The sequence below is a fragment of the Delftia sp. WSY_16 genome (assembly GCF_043104415.1).
Lineage (GTDB): Bacteria > Pseudomonadota > Gammaproteobacteria > Burkholderiales > Burkholderiaceae_C > Comamonas > Comamonas tsuruhatensis.
Genome location: NZ_JBICKS010000030.1, coordinates 254,084 through 269,285 on the forward strand (window position 1 = coordinate 254,084; position 15,202 = coordinate 269,285).

General features: G+C 67.5%; 13 protein-coding genes and 1 riboswitch. Of the genes, 1 reads left to right on the forward strand and 12 read right to left on the reverse strand.

Annotated elements, in window-relative coordinates:
• The 5 genes from xdhA to rplM form a co-directional block, all read right to left on the reverse strand.
• Positions 1 to 1,614 carry a xanthine dehydrogenase small subunit gene (gene xdhA / locus ACF8O7_RS16615; protein WP_016448454.1) on the reverse strand — a complete coding sequence of 538 codons (1,614 nt, stop codon included), beginning with the start codon at positions 1,612 to 1,614 and terminating at the stop codon, positions 1 to 3.
• A 279-nt stretch (positions 1,615 to 1,893) separates the two neighbouring features.
• Complete coding sequence (gene mdtD / locus ACF8O7_RS16620; protein WP_043790458.1) at positions 1,894 to 3,336, reverse strand: multidrug transporter subunit MdtD; 1,443 nt, start codon at positions 3,334 to 3,336, stop codon at positions 1,894 to 1,896.
• A 115-nt stretch (positions 3,337 to 3,451) separates the two neighbouring features.
• Positions 3,452 to 3,826: an iron-sulfur cluster insertion protein ErpA gene (gene erpA, locus ACF8O7_RS16625; RefSeq protein WP_016448458.1), complete on the reverse strand. Its 375-nt coding sequence runs from the start codon at positions 3,824 to 3,826 to the stop codon at positions 3,452 to 3,454.
• Positions 3,827 to 4,028: 202 nt separating this feature from the next.
• Complete coding sequence (gene rpsI, locus ACF8O7_RS16630; protein WP_012207710.1) at positions 4,029 to 4,421, reverse strand: 30S ribosomal protein S9; 393 nt, start codon at positions 4,419 to 4,421, stop codon at positions 4,029 to 4,031.
• Between the two features lie 10 nt (positions 4,422 to 4,431).
• Entirely contained in the window at positions 4,432 to 4,860 is a 429-nt protein-coding gene (gene rplM, locus ACF8O7_RS16635; RefSeq protein ID WP_012207711.1) for a 50S ribosomal protein L13, read from the reverse strand.
• A gap of 267 nt (positions 4,861 to 5,127) precedes the next feature.
• Between rplM and ACF8O7_RS16640 the strand changes: the two genes are divergently transcribed.
• Positions 5,128 to 6,000 carry a 23S rRNA (adenine(2030)-N(6))-methyltransferase RlmJ gene (locus ACF8O7_RS16640; RefSeq protein WP_017406717.1) on the forward strand — a complete coding sequence of 291 codons (873 nt, stop codon included), beginning with the start codon at positions 5,128 to 5,130 and terminating at the stop codon, positions 5,998 to 6,000.
• Positions 6,001 to 6,006: 6 nt separating this feature from the next.
• Here ACF8O7_RS16640 and ACF8O7_RS16645 read toward each other — a convergent pair whose 3' ends face one another.
• The 7 genes from ACF8O7_RS16645 to ACF8O7_RS16675 form a co-directional block, all read right to left on the reverse strand.
• A complete protein-coding gene (locus tag ACF8O7_RS16645; RefSeq protein ID WP_017406718.1) occupies positions 6,007 to 6,903 on the reverse strand; it encodes a septal ring lytic transglycosylase RlpA family protein in 897 nt (298 codons plus the stop codon).
• Between the two features lie 78 nt (positions 6,904 to 6,981).
• Positions 6,982 to 7,809 (reverse strand): methylenetetrahydrofolate reductase [NAD(P)H], encoded by an 828-nt coding sequence (gene metF / locus ACF8O7_RS16650; RefSeq protein ID WP_016448461.1) that lies wholly within the window; start codon positions 7,807 to 7,809, stop codon positions 6,982 to 6,984.
• A gap of 22 nt (positions 7,810 to 7,831) precedes the next feature.
• Entirely contained in the window at positions 7,832 to 9,034 is a 1,203-nt protein-coding gene (locus ACF8O7_RS16655; protein ID WP_017406719.1) for a TlyA family RNA methyltransferase, read from the reverse strand.
• 157 nt (positions 9,035 to 9,191) lie between these two features.
• Complete coding sequence (gene ahcY, locus ACF8O7_RS16660) at positions 9,192 to 10,622, reverse strand: adenosylhomocysteinase (protein ID WP_016448463.1); 1,431 nt, start codon at positions 10,620 to 10,622, stop codon at positions 9,192 to 9,194.
• A 70-nt stretch (positions 10,623 to 10,692) separates the two neighbouring features.
• Positions 10,693 to 10,777, reverse strand: a riboswitch (S-adenosyl-L-homocysteine riboswitch).
• 7 nt (positions 10,778 to 10,784) lie between these two features.
• The gene (locus ACF8O7_RS16665; protein WP_016448464.1) at positions 10,785 to 11,519 is read right to left on the reverse strand and encodes a response regulator; all 735 of its coding nucleotides are present in this window, start codon (positions 11,517 to 11,519) and stop codon (positions 10,785 to 10,787) included.
• An 11-nt stretch (positions 11,520 to 11,530) separates the two neighbouring features.
• The gene (locus tag ACF8O7_RS16670; RefSeq protein ID WP_016448465.1) at positions 11,531 to 14,236 is read right to left on the reverse strand and encodes a sensor histidine kinase KdpD; all 2,706 of its coding nucleotides are present in this window, start codon (positions 14,234 to 14,236) and stop codon (positions 11,531 to 11,533) included.
• 34 nt (positions 14,237 to 14,270) lie between these two features.
• Complete coding sequence (locus ACF8O7_RS16675) at positions 14,271 to 15,146, reverse strand: TorF family putative porin (RefSeq protein WP_016448466.1); 876 nt, start codon at positions 15,144 to 15,146, stop codon at positions 14,271 to 14,273.
• Positions 15,147 to 15,202 lie beyond the last annotated feature (56 nt).

Sequence of the window (15,202 nt, forward strand, 5' to 3'; positions counted from 1 at the left end):
TCAGGCTCCTTGGTGCACTGCGTGGGGCATCACGCTCCAGACGCTGGTGGCCTGCAGCGGCAGCGGCTGCTGCGGACGTGTCTCCAGCCACAGGCGCTGCAGCAGGTTCTGCGCCACCTTGAGCCGGTAGTCGGCGCTGGCGCGCATGTCGGACATGGGCTTGAAGTCCTGGGCCAGCGCGGCCTGGGCGGCCTTCACTGCGGCCTGGTCCCAGGGCTGGCCCACGATGGCCGCCTCGGCCAGGGCCGCACGCTTGACCACGGCGGCCATGCCGCCAAAGGCCAGGCGCGCGGACTTCACCACCTCGCCATCGAGCTCGATGGCCAGCCCTGCGCACAGCGCCGAGATGTCGCAGTCAAAGCGCTTGCTGATCTTGTAGGCACGGGTCTGGCGCCGTGCAGCGTCCAGCGGCACGGCCAGTGCCTGCACGAACTCGCCCGGTTCCAGCTGGTTCTTCATGTAGTCCAGATAGAAGTCATGCAGCGGCATGCGGCGCACGCGCGCGCCCTTGCGCAGCTCGATCTGCGCGTCCAGCGCCATCAGCACGGGCGGGGAGTCGCCAATGGGCGAGCCATTGGCCACGTTGCCGCCCATGGTGCCCGCATGGCGGATGGGCACGGAGGCAAAGCGCAGCCACACATCGGTCAGCCCCTCGAAGCGCTGCGACAGCGCCGACCAGGCCGATTCCAGCGAGGCACCGGCGCCGATGTACAGCTCGCCGCCGTCCAGGCTGCCCGCGCCGCGGCGCTCCTCGACGCGCTTCATCTCGGCCACGTCGCCCACATAGACGATGTCGCCCAGGTCGCGGAACTGCTTGGTCACCCACAGCCCCACATCGGTGGAACCTGCCAGCAGGCGCGCGCGGGGCTTGGTCTCGCACACGGCGGCCAGCTCGTCCAGCGTGCGCGGAGCGTGGAAGCTGTCCACACGGCCGCCCTGGGCGGCGTTGGGAGCGGCGTAGTCCAGGCCGGCATCCTGCGCGCGCAGGCCCTGCAGCGCCTGCACCACGGGTTCGGTGGCCATGCGCGTGGCGGGCAGGTCGAACATGCGCTGGCCTGCGTCCAGGATGGGACGGTAGCCCGTGCAGCGGCACAGATTGCCCGACAGCTCGTCGGCCAGCTGCTGGCGCGAGGGACGCGTGCCGGCCTGCTGGTGGTGCTCGTAGGCCGACCACAGCGACATCACGAAGCCCGGCGTGCAAAAGCCGCATTGGGAGCCGTGACAGTCCACCAGCGCCTGCTGCACGGGGTGCAGCTCGGCACCACCTGCGGGCTTGCCCGTGGCACAGCCCTGCTTGCCGGCGCACTGGCCCTTGACGTCCTCCACCGTGAACAGCGCCTTGCCGTGCAGCGTGGGCAGGAACTGGATGCAGGCATTGACCGTCTGCAGCTGCAGGCCGCCCACGGCGTCGGGCGCGCCGTCTTCGGCCAGCTCGGCGATGACCACGGTGCAGGCGCCGCAGTCACCTTCGTTGCAGCCCTCCTTGGTGCCGGTGCAGCGCGCGTCGCCGCGCAGCCAGTCGAGCACCGAGCGCGTGGGATGCGGCCCCTGTACCTCGACGATCTGGCCGCGGTGATAGAAGCGGATGGGTTGGGAACTGGGGCTCTGGCTCATGCTCGTGGGGGCAACTGCTGGTGCGTGGACTGTTCGGATCACGACTTACGCAAATTCCGAGGAAGAAAGCCGCTGGCCCTGTGGCGATGGCGTGTTTGCGTTCTTGCTTGCGTAAGTCCTGCGGATGTACGCGAGATTAAGTCCAGCCCCGCCCAAACGCATAAGACGGCCTCGATATTTCCTATGCGGGCTGCCATATATCCTTGCCAAAAACAAGGGTAAACCCGCAACAAAAGTGTGGATTGCAGCGGTTCAGGGTGCAAAAGGCATGCACAGCCCTCACTCGTGCTCGGCCGGCACCAAAGGCTTGGGCCGCACATCCTCATCGTCGCCCAGCTGCGAGAAGATCATGGTCGAGGCCAGCGTCACCGCGCCCATGCAGACGAAGGTGGCGCGGAAGGCATTGAGGGTGTGCTGCGGCGTATCGCCGCCGAACCATTCGCTGAAACCGGCCAGCACCGCACCTGCGGCGGCCACGCCCATGCCCATGGCCAGCATCTGCACCATGGACAGCAGGCTGTTGCCGCTGCTGGCGTTGCCGGCATCCAGGTCCTTGAGCGTGACGGTGTTCATGGCCGTGAACTGCATGGAGTTGGTGGCGCCGAAGATCAGCAGCTGGACGATGACCACCCACAGCGGCAGCGCCGTGGAGACCGTGCCGAAGCTGGCGATCATCAGCGACAGCACCAGGGTGTTGCCCATGAGCACGCGGCGGTAGCCGATGCGCTGGATCAGCGTGGTGGTCTGGCGCTTCATGGCCATGCTGGCCAGCACCGTGGGCAGCATCATCATGCCGGCCTGCAGCGGCGAAAAGCCCAGGCAGACCTGCAGCACCAGCGGGATCAGGAAGGGCATGCAGGAGCTGCCCAGGCGCGAGAACAGATTGCCCAGCAGGCCCACGCGCAGGCTGCGCACGGCGAACAGCTCGGGGGCGAACAGCGGGTCGGGCCGGCGCAGCGCATGCAGCCAGTAGGCGGCCAGGCTGGCCAGGCCGAAGATCAGCAGCACGAAGACCATGGCGCCGTGGATGCCCTTGCCCGACATGCTGTCCAGCGCCAGCGACACGGCCACCATGCCGAAGGCCAGCAGCGCATAGCCCACGCCGTCGAAGCGCTTGACGGCGAAGCGGTCGCCCACGGGCATGAAGCGCAGGGTGGCGGCCAGGCCGATCAGGCCCACGGGCACGTTGACCAGGAAGATCCAGTGCCAGCTCACGTACTCGACCATCCAGCCGCCCAGCGTGGGGCCGATCAGCGGCCCGACCAGGCCGGGAATGGCCACGAAGCTCATGGCCTTGAGGAACTGCTCGCGCGGAAAGGCGCGCAGCACGGCCAGCCGGCCCACGGGCATGAGCAGCGCACCGCCCATGCCCTGCAGCACGCGTGCGGCCACCATCAGCTGCAGGTTGGGCGCAATCGCGCACAGCACCGATCCCAGCACGAACAGCGCAATCGCCCACAGGTAGACGCGCCGCGTGCCGAAGCGGTCGGCCATCCAGCCCGATGCCGGGATCAGCATGGCCATGGTCAGCGAATAGGCGACGATGACGGACTGCATGCGCAGCGGGCTCTCGCCCAGGGCCTCGGCCATGGTGGGCAGCGCGGTGTTGACGATGGTGCCGTCCAGCGTCTGCATGAAAAAGCCGATGGCCACGAGCCATAGGAGCACCGAACGCGAGGAGGATGTGGTGGAGGCGGAAGCGCTTTTGTCTTCAGGAATCATGGCAAGGCAGCAATGCGCAGGCGTTAAAAAACCGCCTGCGCATTGCTGCGCGGCGGTTGGTGGCGTGTTGTGCGGCGGGCTGCTGCGGGCTTCACTGCAGCGCGGCCGACAAGGCTTACACCGAGAAGCTCGATCCGCAGCCGCAGGTGGTGGACGCGTTGGGATTCTTGATCACGAACTGCGCGCCCTGCAGGTCTTCCTTGTAGTCGATCTCGGCACCCACCAGGTACTGGTAGCTCATGGCGTCGATCAGCAGCGACACGCCATTCTTGGTCATGGTCGTGTCGTCTTCGTTGGTGATCTCGTCGAAGGTGAAGCCGTACTGGAAGCCCGAGCAGCCGCCACCTTGCACGAACACGCGCAGCTTCAGGTCAGGGTTGCCTTCCTCGGCGATCAGATCGGCCACCTTGGCAGCTGCGCTGTCGGTGAAGACGATCGGGGTGGGCATTTCGGCGGTGGTGGTTTCGGTGATTTCTGCGACGGCGCTCATGGGGATACTCCGAAGTTCTCAATTGGCCCGAATGGTACAGCAAAGGGCTCGGGAATTCCCGGGGCTGCCGGCTTGACGACAGTGCAAGTGGGGGCATTGCCCACTGAATGAGAAAGGTTTGCATCGCCCAGAAAAAAACCGCCGGCAAAGGCGGTTTTTTTCTGGGGAAAGCCCCGGGGGACTTTCCTGCAGTGCCAGCGGATTAACGCTTGGAGAACTGCTTGGCGCGGCGTGCGGAGCGCAGGCCGACCTTCTTACGTTCGACTTCACGAGCGTCACGCGTCACGAAGCCGGCTTGGCTCAGGACGGGCTTGAGCGCTGCGTCATAGTCGATCAGGGCGCGGGTGATACCGTGGCGGGTAGCGCCGGCCTGGCCGGATTCACCACCACCGTGGACGTTCACTTGAATGTCGAAAGCTTCCAGGTTGCTCGTCAGAGCCAGGGGCTGCTTTGCGATCATGATCGAGGTTTCGCGGCCGAAGTATTCCTGAATGTCCTTGCCATTCACGGTAATCTTGCCGGAGCCCTTCTTCAGGAACACGCGTGCGACGCTGGATTTGCGACGGCCGGTGCCATTGTTCCAATCACCAATCATCTAGGTCTCCTTAGATTTCCAGAGCCTTGGGCTGCTGGGCGGTGTGGGGATGCTCAGCACCGCCGTACACCTTGAGCTTCTTGATCATTGCGTAGCCCAGGGGACCCTTGGGCAGCATGCCCTTGACGGCCTTTTCCAGAGCGCGGCCGGGGAACTTGGCCTGCATGTCGCGGAAGTTGGTGGCAGTGATGCCGCCGGGGAAACCAGAGTGGCGGTAGTACACCTTGTCCAGGTTCTTGGTGCCGGTGACCTTGAGCTTGGAGGCGTTGATGATGACGATGAAGTCGCCGGTGTCAACGTGAGGTGTGTAAATGGCCTTGTGCTTGCCGCGCAGACGGAGTGCCACTTCGCTGGCGACACGTCCGAGCACCTTATCGGTGGCGTCAATCACAAACCACTCGTGTTGCACCTCAGCGGGCTTTGCGCTGAATGTAGACATGAGTTTTCTCTTTCAAGAAAGGTTTGGCGGGCCCTTTTCCGCGGTCGGTGCTTCTTCAAAAAGGAAGCCTCTTAGGCGGGGATGTAAACTTCGCCGCGGGACCCATAAAATCGCTGCGAAGCCCGCCATTATACAAAACTGGCGCAACCGCACCATCCCCCCGATCCGCAAGTCCCCGGCAGCCCTCGCCGCGAGGCGCCAGCGCCGGGCAACCTTGCAGCCGCCATGGGTGTCCACCCGCCAGCGCGGCTGGTTACCATCACGCCTATGTTCAGTTACCGCCACGCCTTCCATGCAGGCAACCATGCCGATGTGCTCAAGCACACCGTGCTGATCGCCACCCTGCAATACCTCCTCCAGAAGGAGGCCGCCCTTACGGTGCTGGACACGCACGCCGGCGCCGGCCTGTACCGTCTGGATGGCGACTATGCCAACAAGAGCGGCGAGGCCGCAGACGGCATCCTGCGCCTGGCCCAGGCCAAGGAGTCCGAGCTGGCCCCGGTGCTGCAGGCCTACATCGCCTCGGTGCGCTCCTTCAACCAGGGCGCGCAGCTGCGCAACTACCCAGGCTCGCCGTTCATCATCCAGTCCCTGCTGCGCGTGCAGGAGCGCGACAAGCTCAAGGTCTTCGAGCTGCATCCCACCGACATGCGCTCGCTGGCCGGCAACATTGCCCAGCTCGAAGCGGGCCGCCAGGTGGCCGTGCTGCACGAGGACGGCTTCGAGGGCATCAAGAAATTCCTGCCGCCGCCGTCGCGCCGAGCCCTGGTGCTGTGCGACCCCAGCTACGAGCTCAAGAGCGACTACGCCAAGGTGCTGGACATGGCGGCCGACAGCCTCAAGCGCTTTGCCACGGGCACGTATGCGTTCTGGTATCCGATCATCCCGCGCCCCGAGGCGCACGATCTGCCGCGCCGCCTGAAGACCATGACCACCAAGGCCGGCAGGAGCTGGCTGCATGTGGAGCTCACGGTCAAGAGCAACAAGACCTCGGAGCGCGGCGGCCTGCCGGCCAGCGGCATGTTCCTGATCAATCCGCCGTTCAATCTCAAGGAACAGCTCAAGCCGGCCATGCCGCAGCTGGTCAAGCTGCTCGGTCAGGACGAGAACGCGGCCTTCACGCTCGAATCCGGCGGCTGAACCCGTTCAGCGCGCGTTCGAGGCCGCAGAGGCCACTGCGGTGGACGAGGCAGCGGCGGGCGCCGCAGCCTTCGCCACCGGCTTGTCGGCAGGGACGGCACGGCTGGCCACGGCCGTGCGTGCATTGGGCCTGGGGGCAGGCGCCTTGGCCTGGACACGCGGACGCACTGGCGCCTTGGCCTGAACCCGGGTCCGTGCCTGTGTTGTCTGTGCCTGTGCCTTGGCCTGCTGCGTCTTCTCGATGGACTTGGCCTTCCTGGCCGTGACCAGGGTTTCGGGGCATTCCTGCTCACCATCGTCGAGCTGCCACAGCTCCACGGGCTTGATGCCCAGGCCGACCATGCCCAGCTCCTGCGCTGCGGCCTGGCTCAGATCGATCACGCGACCAGGCGCAAACGGCCCGCGGTCGTTGATGCGCACCACCACTGTCTTGCCCGTGGCGGCGCTGCGCACGCAGACGCGGCTGCCGAAGGCAAAGCTGCGGTGCGCGGCCGTCAATTCTTCCTTGTCGAAACGCTCGCCGCTGGCGGTCAGCCGGCCATGCAGGCCCGGGCCATACCAGGAGGCCAGGCCTTGCTGGTCGCTGTCGCGCGAGGGCACGAGGGCGAAGTCGGGATTGGAGGGCGCCTCGGCACTGTCTTCGGGCGAGGCCGACTCGGAGGGCTTGGCATCCGGGGATTTGCTGGCCGGCTGCGCGGTCCGCGATGTGCGGCCACCGCGCTTGCCGGCCGAGGGCACGGCCGCTGGCGTCTGGCCTTCATCCATTGCCGCCGCACCTGCGGTCAGGGCGCCGGACTCGGCATCGCTTTGTGCCACGGGAGCCGGCGCGCAGCCGGCCAGGGTGGCGGTGATGGCGCACATGGCCAGCCAGCGCCAGTGCAGGCGTCGAAAACCACGATCCATGGGCAAAAACCTCCAGGGAACGCCTGACCGTTCCCAAGTTCTAGAGGGTCGCCCGGGGCCAGCGCAGTGGCTGCGCGCTCAAAGGCCCAATCGATCGCAGATTTCCAGCGTGGCGACGCTCTGGTTCATCGTATAGAAGTGCAGCCCGGGAGCGCCCTGGCTGCGCAACTGCTCGCATAGACGGGACACGACATCGAGGCCGAAGGCGCGAATGGACGCCGTGTCATCTCCGTAAGCCTGCAGACGCAGGCGGATCCAGCGCGGGATCTCGGCGCCGCAGGCGTCCGAGAAGCGCATCAGCTGCGTAGAGCTGGTGATGGGCATGATGCCGGGAACAACCGGTGCATCAAGCCCCATGCCGCGCGCCGCATCAACGAAACGGCAGTAGGCGTCGGCATTGTAGAAATATTGGGTGATCGCGGAATCCGCGCCAGCGCGCACTTTAGCCGCAAACGCATCCAGATCGGACTGTGGGGATTTCGCCTGCGGATGGACCTCCGGGTAGGCCGCCACCTCGATGTGGAACCAGTCGCCGAACTCGCGGCGGATGAATTCCACGAGATCGCTGGCGTACTGGAATTCGCCACCCAGGCCATAGCCGCTGGGCAGGTCGCCGCGCAGCGCGACGATGCGGCGCACGCCCATGGCCTTCAGCTCCTGCAGTTCGGCGCGCACCTTGTCGTGCGTGGCGCCCACGCAGGAGAAATGCGATGCCGCGCTGACGCCTTCGTTCTGGATGTCACGCACCATGGCGAAGGTGCCCGTCTGCGTGGAGCCGCCCGCGCCATAGGTGACGGAGCAGAACTGGGGCTTGCGCGCATAGAGGTTCTTGCGCACCTGCACATGCTTGGTCGCGCCCTCGGGCGTCTTGGTCGGGAAGAACTCGAAGCTGATCGGAAAGCTCATGTAAGACTCGCTGCTCAGTGTTTCATTCGTTGCGTTTGCGCAGCTTGGCGCGGCCCGGACCGGGCACGCCGAACTCGGTACTGGTGTCGATCACACGCTCGTTGCGCTGCTCGCGCAGCACGGTGCGGGACACGCGCTTAGGCGCGGCCGGCTTAGGAGCTGCCTTCACGGCCGAACGGGGCTGGTCGTCGTCCTGCGCTTCAGGCTGCTCTGGCTCCTTCACCACGGCCGCCTGCTGGGCATGCACGAAGAATTCGCGGTTGCCGTCGCCGCCTTCGATGGCCGACTCCATCCAGCCCTTGACCTCCAGGCCCAGCTCGCCCAGGCAGGTGCGGATGCGCTGCTCCACCTCGGTGAACAGGGCCGCATCGCGCACGATGCCACCCTTGCCGACTTGGCCCGGCTGCAGCTCGAACTGCGGCTTGACCAGCATCAGCAGCTGGCCATGCGGCTTGAGCAGGCGCGTGACGGCCGGCAGCACCAGGGTCAGAGAGATGAAGGACAGATCGCCCGTGACGAAGTCGAACTGCGGCGTGATGTCCACGTCGGCAAACTCGGCGCGGCGGCGGCGCTGCGTGGCCACCGTGCCCTCATCGCGCGCCTTGCCCTTGGCCGCGCGCTCGGCCTTGAAGGCCTCGATCTCGTTTTCCTTGGCGTCGTCGCTGTCGTCGTAGTCCTCGTCGACCACGCCGCCGTTGCGCATCCAGGCATAGGGCGCCACGGGCTGGGTGTCGTTGTCGTCGGGATCTTCTTCCCAGCGTTCGGACAGCACTTCCTCGCAGGCCTCCTGCAAGCCCTCGGCCGTCACCGCGCGGGCATTGACGCCTTCGACGCAGATCACGCGCGCATCCGAGCGCAGCCGGTCATGCAGCTGGCCATGGCCCACGTCCACGCCGATGACCTGGGCGGCGCCTGCCTGCAGCAGGCAGTCGGTGAAACCGCCCGTGCTCTGGCCCACGTCCAGGCAGCGCAGGCCGTCCACCGACAGCTTGGTGGCCGCCAGCGCGCCTTCCAGCTTCAGCCCGCCGCGCGAGATGAACCGGGCCTCGGCCCCGTCCAGCAACTGCAGCTCGGCACCCGCGGGAATCTCGTCGCCGTTCTTGGCAACCTTCTTCCAAGGCGTCAGCGGCGTCATGCGCCACTGCACGCCACCCGCAATCAGCCGCTGCGCCTGCGAGCGCGTGGCCGCATGGCCGGCTTCCACCAAAAATACATCTGCGCGCATAGCGTCGCTCCAGGAAATCTCAGTTGACTAATGCCCGAAACCGGCGCGACCCAACTCAGGGACGCCAAGCAAGGGCCGCCCCGCAGCGAGGGCGTCGTCCCCCTCCCCCGCGAAGCGGATAGAGAGGGGGAAGGCGCGTCAGCGCCTCAGGGGGTGCTTAGTAGCGATAAGTTTCGGGCTTGTAGGGCCCCTGCTTGCTCACGCCGATATAGGCAGCCTGGCCGTCCGTCAGCTCGGTCAGCATGGCGCCGACCTTCTTCAGGTGCAGGCGGGCAACCTTCTCGTCCAGGATCTTGGGCAGCACGTAGACCTTGCCGACCTCGTAGGCATCGGGCTTGGTGAACAGCTCGATCTGGGCGATGGTCTGGTTGGCGAACGAGGCGCTCATCACGAAGCTGGGGTGGCCGGTGGCGCAGCCCAGGTTCACCAGGCGGCCCTTGGCCAGCAGGATGATCTTCTTGCCGTCAGGGAAGGTGATGTGGTCCACCTGGGGCTTGATCTCTTCCCACTGGTACTGCTCGATGGAGGCGACGTCGATCTCGTTGTCGAAGTGGCCGATGTTGCAGACGATGGCTTCGTTCTTCATGGCCACCATGTGCTCGTGGCGGATGATGTCGCGGTTGCCGGTGGTGGTCACGAAGATGTCGGCCTTGTCTGCCGCCCACTCCATGGTCACGACCTTGTAGCCTTCCATGGCGGCCTGCAGGGCGTTGATGGGATCGATCTCGGTGACCCAGACCTGGGCCGACAGCGCGCGCAGCGCCTGGGCGCAGCCCTTGCCCACGTCGCCGTAGCCGGCCACCACGGCGACCTTGCCGGCGATCATCACGTCGGTGGCGCGCTTGATGCCGTCCACCAGCGATTCGCGGCAGCCGTAGAGGTTGTCGAACTTGCTCTTGGTGACGGAGTCGTTGACGTTGATGGCGCGGAACTTCAGCGTGCCCTTGGCCGACATCTCGTTGAGGCGGTGCACGCCGGTGGTGGTCTCTTCGGTCACGCCGATGATGTGGGCGCTCTTGCGCGTGTACCAGGTGGGGTCCTGGGCCAGCTTGGCGCGGATGGCGGCGAAGGCGATCTTCTCTTCCTCGGAGGCGGGGTTGTCCAGCACGGACAGGTCCTTTTCGGCGCGCATGCCCAGGTGCAGCAGCATGGTGGCATCGCCGCCGTCGTCCAGGATCATGTTGGGGCCTTCGCCTTCGGTACCGGCGGCGCCGAATTCAAAGATGCGGTGGGTGTAGTCCCAGTAGTCGGCCAGCGATTCACCCTTGATGGCGAACACGGGCGTGCCCGTGGCGGCGATGGCGGCGGCGGCATGGTCCTGCGTCGAGAAAATGTTGCACGAGGCCCAGCGCACGTCGGCGCCCAGGGCCTTGAGCGTCTCGATCAGCACGGCCGTCTGGATGGTCATGTGCAGCGAGCCGGCGATGCGCGCGCCCTTGAGGGGCTGTGCCGCGGCGAATTCCTCGCGCGTGGCCATCAGGCCGGGCATTTCGGTTTCGGCGATCAGGATTTCCTTGCGGCCCCAGGCGGCGAGGGAAATGTCAGCGATGGCCGTGTCGGCGGAAACGGGACGAACAGCAGCGTTCATGGTTTTCTCCAAAAGATGAATGAAAAACCACGTTCTGCGGGAGACGAAAAAAAGCTCACCGCACAGAAAGCGTGGGCGAGCGTCGTTGCAGGTATGACTCCGAGCCTCGCAGACCGCATCTGGTGAATGGGCCTGCTGCAACGCTCCTCGGAGAGGCGCTGATTATACCGATCCCGGGGATGCCTCACCGCCCAGCCCCACAAGCCGGTAGCCCACCTGCAGCTCGGTCACCAGGTGGCGCGGCTGGGCCGGCTCGTCCTCGATCTTCTGGCGCAGATTGGCCATGTGCACGCGCAGGTAATGGGCACGGCCCAGGTATTCGGGTCCCCAGACCTGCAGCAGCAGCTGGCGGTGGGTCATCACACGGCCCTGGGCGGCGATCAGCGCCGCCAGCAGGCGGAATTCGATGGGCGTGAGGTGCACCGGCTGGCCCGCACGCCGCACCTCGTGCGTGGCTAGGTCCACCTGCACCTGGCCGAAGTGCACCTGGCTGGATGCAACTGCGCCGCCTGCGGCCCCCAGTTGCTGGCGGCGGCGCAGCATCACGCGCAGCCGGGCCAGCAGCTCTGGCACACCGAAAGGCTTGACCAGGTAATCGTCTGCGCCGGCGTCCAGGGCGGCCACCTTCTCGTCCTCGCGCTCGCGCGCGGAAAGCACGAGCACGGGCACGGAGGACCATCCGCGCAGCTCGGTGAGAACCTGCTTGCCGTCGGCATCCGGCAGGCCCAGGTCGAGGATGACCAGATCGGGCTGGCGGCTCGCCGCCTCGATCAGGCCCCGGCGCGCGCTGTCGGCCTCGAAGACCTGCCAGCCCTCGTCCTCCAGCACCAGACGCACGAAGCGGCGGATGCCGGGGTCGTCCTCGATCATCAGGATGCGGTTGGTGGGCGTGCTCATGGCGCAAGACTCTAATCGAGCAATGGCTGCTCCGGCACCGGAAAGCGCAGCGTGAACACGGTGCCGGGGCCTGGGCGCGCGGCAGCGGCCTCGATGCGCCCGCCATGGGCCTCGACAATGCTGCGCACCAGCGCCAGCCCCAGACCTATGCCCGAGACGGTGGACTCGGCCGTGCCGCGCGTGAAGGGCTCGAACAGCGTCTCCACGGGCAGGTGTGGCGGCAGGCCGGGCCCGCCATCCTGCACGGCCACAAGCACCTCGCCGTCCTGTTCGCGTGCGTGGATGGTCAGCGGCGTGCCGGCCGGCGTGTACTTGGCGGCGTTGTCCAGCAGGTTGACCAGCACGCGCTCCATGAGCACGGCATCGAGCTGCAGCAGCGGCAGGCTGGCGGGCACGTCGGTGCTCACGGGATGCTCGTGCAGGCGCGCGCGCATCTGGCGCAGCGCGCTGCCGACCACTTCATCCAGCGGCAGCCATTCGCGCTGCAGGTGCACGCCGCCTTGCTGCAGGCGCGCCATGTCCAGCAGGTTCTCCACCAGTCGCTGCATGGCCTGGGCCTGGATGCGGACCTGCTCCAGCATGTCGGCTGCGCCGCCCGGCGGCACATGGCGCTGCGCGGCCTCGGCCGCGCCCAGGATGGTGGTCAGCGGCGTGCGCAGGTCGTGCGAGACGGCGGACAGCAAGGTGTTGCGCATGCGCTCGCCCTCCATGGCGATCTGGGTCTGCTGGGCCACGGCCACGAAGTGCTGACGCTCCAGCGCCAGCGCCACCTGGCTGGCACACGCCTCCAGCAGGCGCTGCTCCTCGGGCACCTCCAGGCGCTGGGGCGCACGCAGCTGCAGCACCAGTACGCCCCGCATGCGCACGGGCGCCGCCAGCGGCACGTAGCGGGCCGGCGCGGCCGGCAGCGTGTCCGTGCCCTGGCCGGCCTGCTGGCCGTGGTCCATGGCCCAGCGCGCAATGCTGTCGTCCATGGGGCAGGAGCCGCCGCCGGCGGGGCGCAGGCGCTCGTCGGCATCGGGCAACAGCAGCCCGGCCTGGGCGTCGAACACGCCCGAGACCGTGCTCAGCGCAATCTCCACCACCTGCTCCTGCGTGAGCGCGCCCGAAAGGTCGCGCGCCAGCCGCGCCAGGGCGCCCGCGCGCCGCTCGCGCTCGGCCGCCACGCGCGCCTCGTGGCGCAGCCGCGCCATGAGCTGGCCGCAGACCAGGGCCACGCCCAGCATCAGCACGAAGGTGAACAGGTACTGCGTGTCGTTGACATGGAAGGATCCGCGCGGGGGCACGAAGAAAAAGTCGAAGCACAGTACCGACAGCAGCGCCGCCCAGGCGCCCGGGCCACGCCCCCAGCGCAACGAAGACAGCACGACGATGAGCAGGAACAGCATCACCACGTTGGCCGGGTCGAAGATGCGCAGCAGCTGCTCGGCCAGCACCGTGGCGGTCAAGCAGGCCAGGGTCACGCCGGCATAGCCCTTCCAGGGCAGCGGCCTGCGCCGCAGCGGTGCGGCAGGCGCGGCCTCGGTCCGGGCCGCGCTGGAGCCCCCGGAGAGCACCAGCACGTCGATGTCGGGATGCAGCTGGACGATGCGGTCGGGCAGGCTGCGGCCCCACCAGCGCCAGGGCGACCATGCCGGGCGCGGCGGCTGGGCCAGCACCAGGCGGCTGGCGTTGCGCTCGCGCGCGAAGGCAACCAGGGCCTCGGCCACATCGGCGCCCGGCAGCGTGGCCGTCTCGGCCCCCAGGCGTGCGGCCAGGGCCAGGGTCTTGAGCACGGCGGCCTGCACGCTGCGTGGGCGGTGCTGGCGCTGGGGCGCGTCCACGTACACCACCATCCAGCCAGCATCCAGCCGGCGTGCCATGCGCGCCACCTGGCGCACCAGGGCGTCGTCGCCCGCATGACCTGCCACGGCCACCAGCAGGCGCTCACGCGCAGGCCAGACCGTGCCTATGGAGCGCTCGCGCCGGTAGTCGCGCATGTCCTCGTCCACGCGGTCGGCCGTGCGGCGCAGTGCCAGCTCGCGCAGCGCCAGCAGGTTGCCGCGCCTGAAGAAGTTGCGCGAGGCCCGCTCGGCCTGCTCCATCATGTAGACCTTGCCGTCCTTCAAGCGGCGCAGCAGCTCGTCGGGCGAGATGTCGACGACGATGACCTCGTCGGCATCGTCGAAGATCTGGTCGGGCACGGTCTCGCGCACCGTGATGCCGACGATGCCGCCCACCACGTCGTTCAGGCTTTCCAGGTGCTGCACGTTGATCGTGGTCCAGACATCGATGCCTGCGTCCAGCAACTCCTGCACGTCCTGCCAGCGCTTGGGATGGCGTGAGCCTGGCGCATTGCTGTGCGCCAGTTCATCGAGCAGCAGCACGCGCGGACGCCGCGCGAGCGCCGCATCCAGGTCGAACTCGCGCAGCGTCCGTCCCTGGTGCGGCAGCTCGCGCAGCGGCAGTTGCTCCAGGCCATGCAGCTGCTGCGCCGTTTCCTTGCGGCCATGGGTTTCCACGAGTCCCACCAGAACCTCGCGGCCCCCCTGGCGTTCGCGCTGGGCGGCGGCCAGCATGGCGTAGGTCTTGCCCACGCCTGCATTCGATCCGAAGTAGATGCGCAGCTTGCCCCGCCCCTCCTGCGCCCGCTCATGGCGCAGGCGCGCGACCAGGGCGTCGGGATCGGGGCGCGGCAGACCGGGCGGCGCCGGCTCGGCAGAGGACGAAATGGGCATGGTTCTCAGCCTAGCACCAGAGCGTGCCCCCACACTAGAACGCCGCCGACAGCGACAGCACCCAGCCGCTGCGGCCCAGGCTTTGCATCTGGCCTGCCGCATTGGCCGCGCGGTAGTAGCGCGTGTCGGCCGAGGTGCCGGCCCAGGCCAGCGTGGCCGTCCATGGCCCCCAGCTGCGGGCCAGCGAGACGCGCCAGTCGGCGTACGACAGCTCGCTGTAGTTGCGCACCTGCGTGTGGCCGGCATGCAGGCCCAGCACCGCCCAGTCGCCCAGCGGATGCTGGTAGTTCAGGTCCAGATAGCTGCTGCCGCGTGAGCTGCCGCTGCCGGGAAGTGCCTCGGCAAAGGCCGTGGCCGCCGTGCTGTCGCGCAGGCCGAAGTAAGGCGTCAGCGCCAGCGACCATTTGGCGCTGAAGCCGCCGTGGGTGACGCCCAGATAGGCCTCGGTGGTGTCGTAGCGCACGCCGCCGCTGCCATCCCCGCGGGGCACGCGCGCGCCGGGGTAGTTGTAGTGCAGCAGGCCGATGTCGCCCGTCCAGCCCGGCAGCAGCTCGGTGCGCCAGCCGCCGTACAGGTCCAGTTCCAGCGCGCGGCCGTCCAGATAGCTGTGGCGCGACACGCTGGAGCCGGACACGCCCAGGTAGGCGCCGCGCGGCAGCGACAGCTCCAGCCCGCCCTGCAGCGCCGGCCCCATCCAGCTTTGCGAGATGCCACGGAAACGGTAGTCGCTGAGCAGCGCCACGCTGCCGGTGAGCGCGTAGGCGGGTGCGGGCGATTGCTGGGCATCGGCACTGGCAGCGTTGACTGGGGAGGTCTCGGCCTGGGCATGGCAGGACGCAGCCGCCAGCGACAGCAGTGCAGCCAGCGAGGCACGGGGGAAGAAACGGGGGACGGCACAAGCGGCCGTCATGGAAGAAGCGGATTTCATCTTGGTTTTTGTACAGAGAAAGCAAGGCGGTGCCTGCC

Excerpts from the sequence above, each read along its gene's own strand:
- rplM (WP_012207711.1), bottom strand. The coding sequence starts at position 4,860 with ATGTCTACATTCAGCGCAAAGCCCGCTGAGGTGCAACACGAGTGGTTT.
- erpA (WP_016448458.1), bottom strand. The coding sequence starts at position 3,826 with ATGAGCGCCGTCGCAGAAATCACCGAAACCACCACCGCCGAAATGCCC.
- xdhA (WP_016448454.1), bottom strand. The coding sequence starts at position 1,614 with ATGAGCCAGAGCCCCAGTTCCCAACCCATCCGCTTCTATCACCGCGGC.
- rpsI (WP_012207710.1), bottom strand. The coding sequence starts at position 4,421 with ATGATTGGTGATTGGAACAATGGCACCGGCCGTCGCAAATCCAGCGTC.
- mdtD (WP_043790458.1), bottom strand. The coding sequence starts at position 3,336 with ATGATTCCTGAAGACAAAAGCGCTTCCGCCTCCACCACATCCTCCTCG.
- ACF8O7_RS16675 (WP_016448466.1), bottom strand. The coding sequence starts at position 15,146 with ATGACGGCCGCTTGTGCCGTCCCCCGTTTCTTCCCCCGTGCCTCGCTG.
- ahcY (WP_016448463.1), bottom strand. The coding sequence starts at position 10,622 with ATGAACGCTGCTGTTCGTCCCGTTTCCGCCGACACGGCCATCGCTGAC.
- ACF8O7_RS16670 (WP_016448465.1), bottom strand. The coding sequence starts at position 14,236 with ATGCCCATTTCGTCCTCTGCCGAGCCGGCGCCGCCCGGTCTGCCGCGC.
- metF (WP_016448461.1), bottom strand. The coding sequence starts at position 7,809 with ATGAGCTTTCCGATCAGCTTCGAGTTCTTCCCGACCAAGACGCCCGAG.
- ACF8O7_RS16645 (WP_017406718.1), bottom strand. The coding sequence starts at position 6,903 with ATGGATCGTGGTTTTCGACGCCTGCACTGGCGCTGGCTGGCCATGTGC.
- ACF8O7_RS16665 (WP_016448464.1), bottom strand. The coding sequence starts at position 11,519 with ATGAGCACGCCCACCAACCGCATCCTGATGATCGAGGACGACCCCGGC.
- ACF8O7_RS16655 (WP_017406719.1), bottom strand. The coding sequence starts at position 9,034 with ATGCGCGCAGATGTATTTTTGGTGGAAGCCGGCCATGCGGCCACGCGC.
- ACF8O7_RS16640 (WP_017406717.1), top strand. The coding sequence starts at position 5,128 with ATGTTCAGTTACCGCCACGCCTTCCATGCAGGCAACCATGCCGATGTG.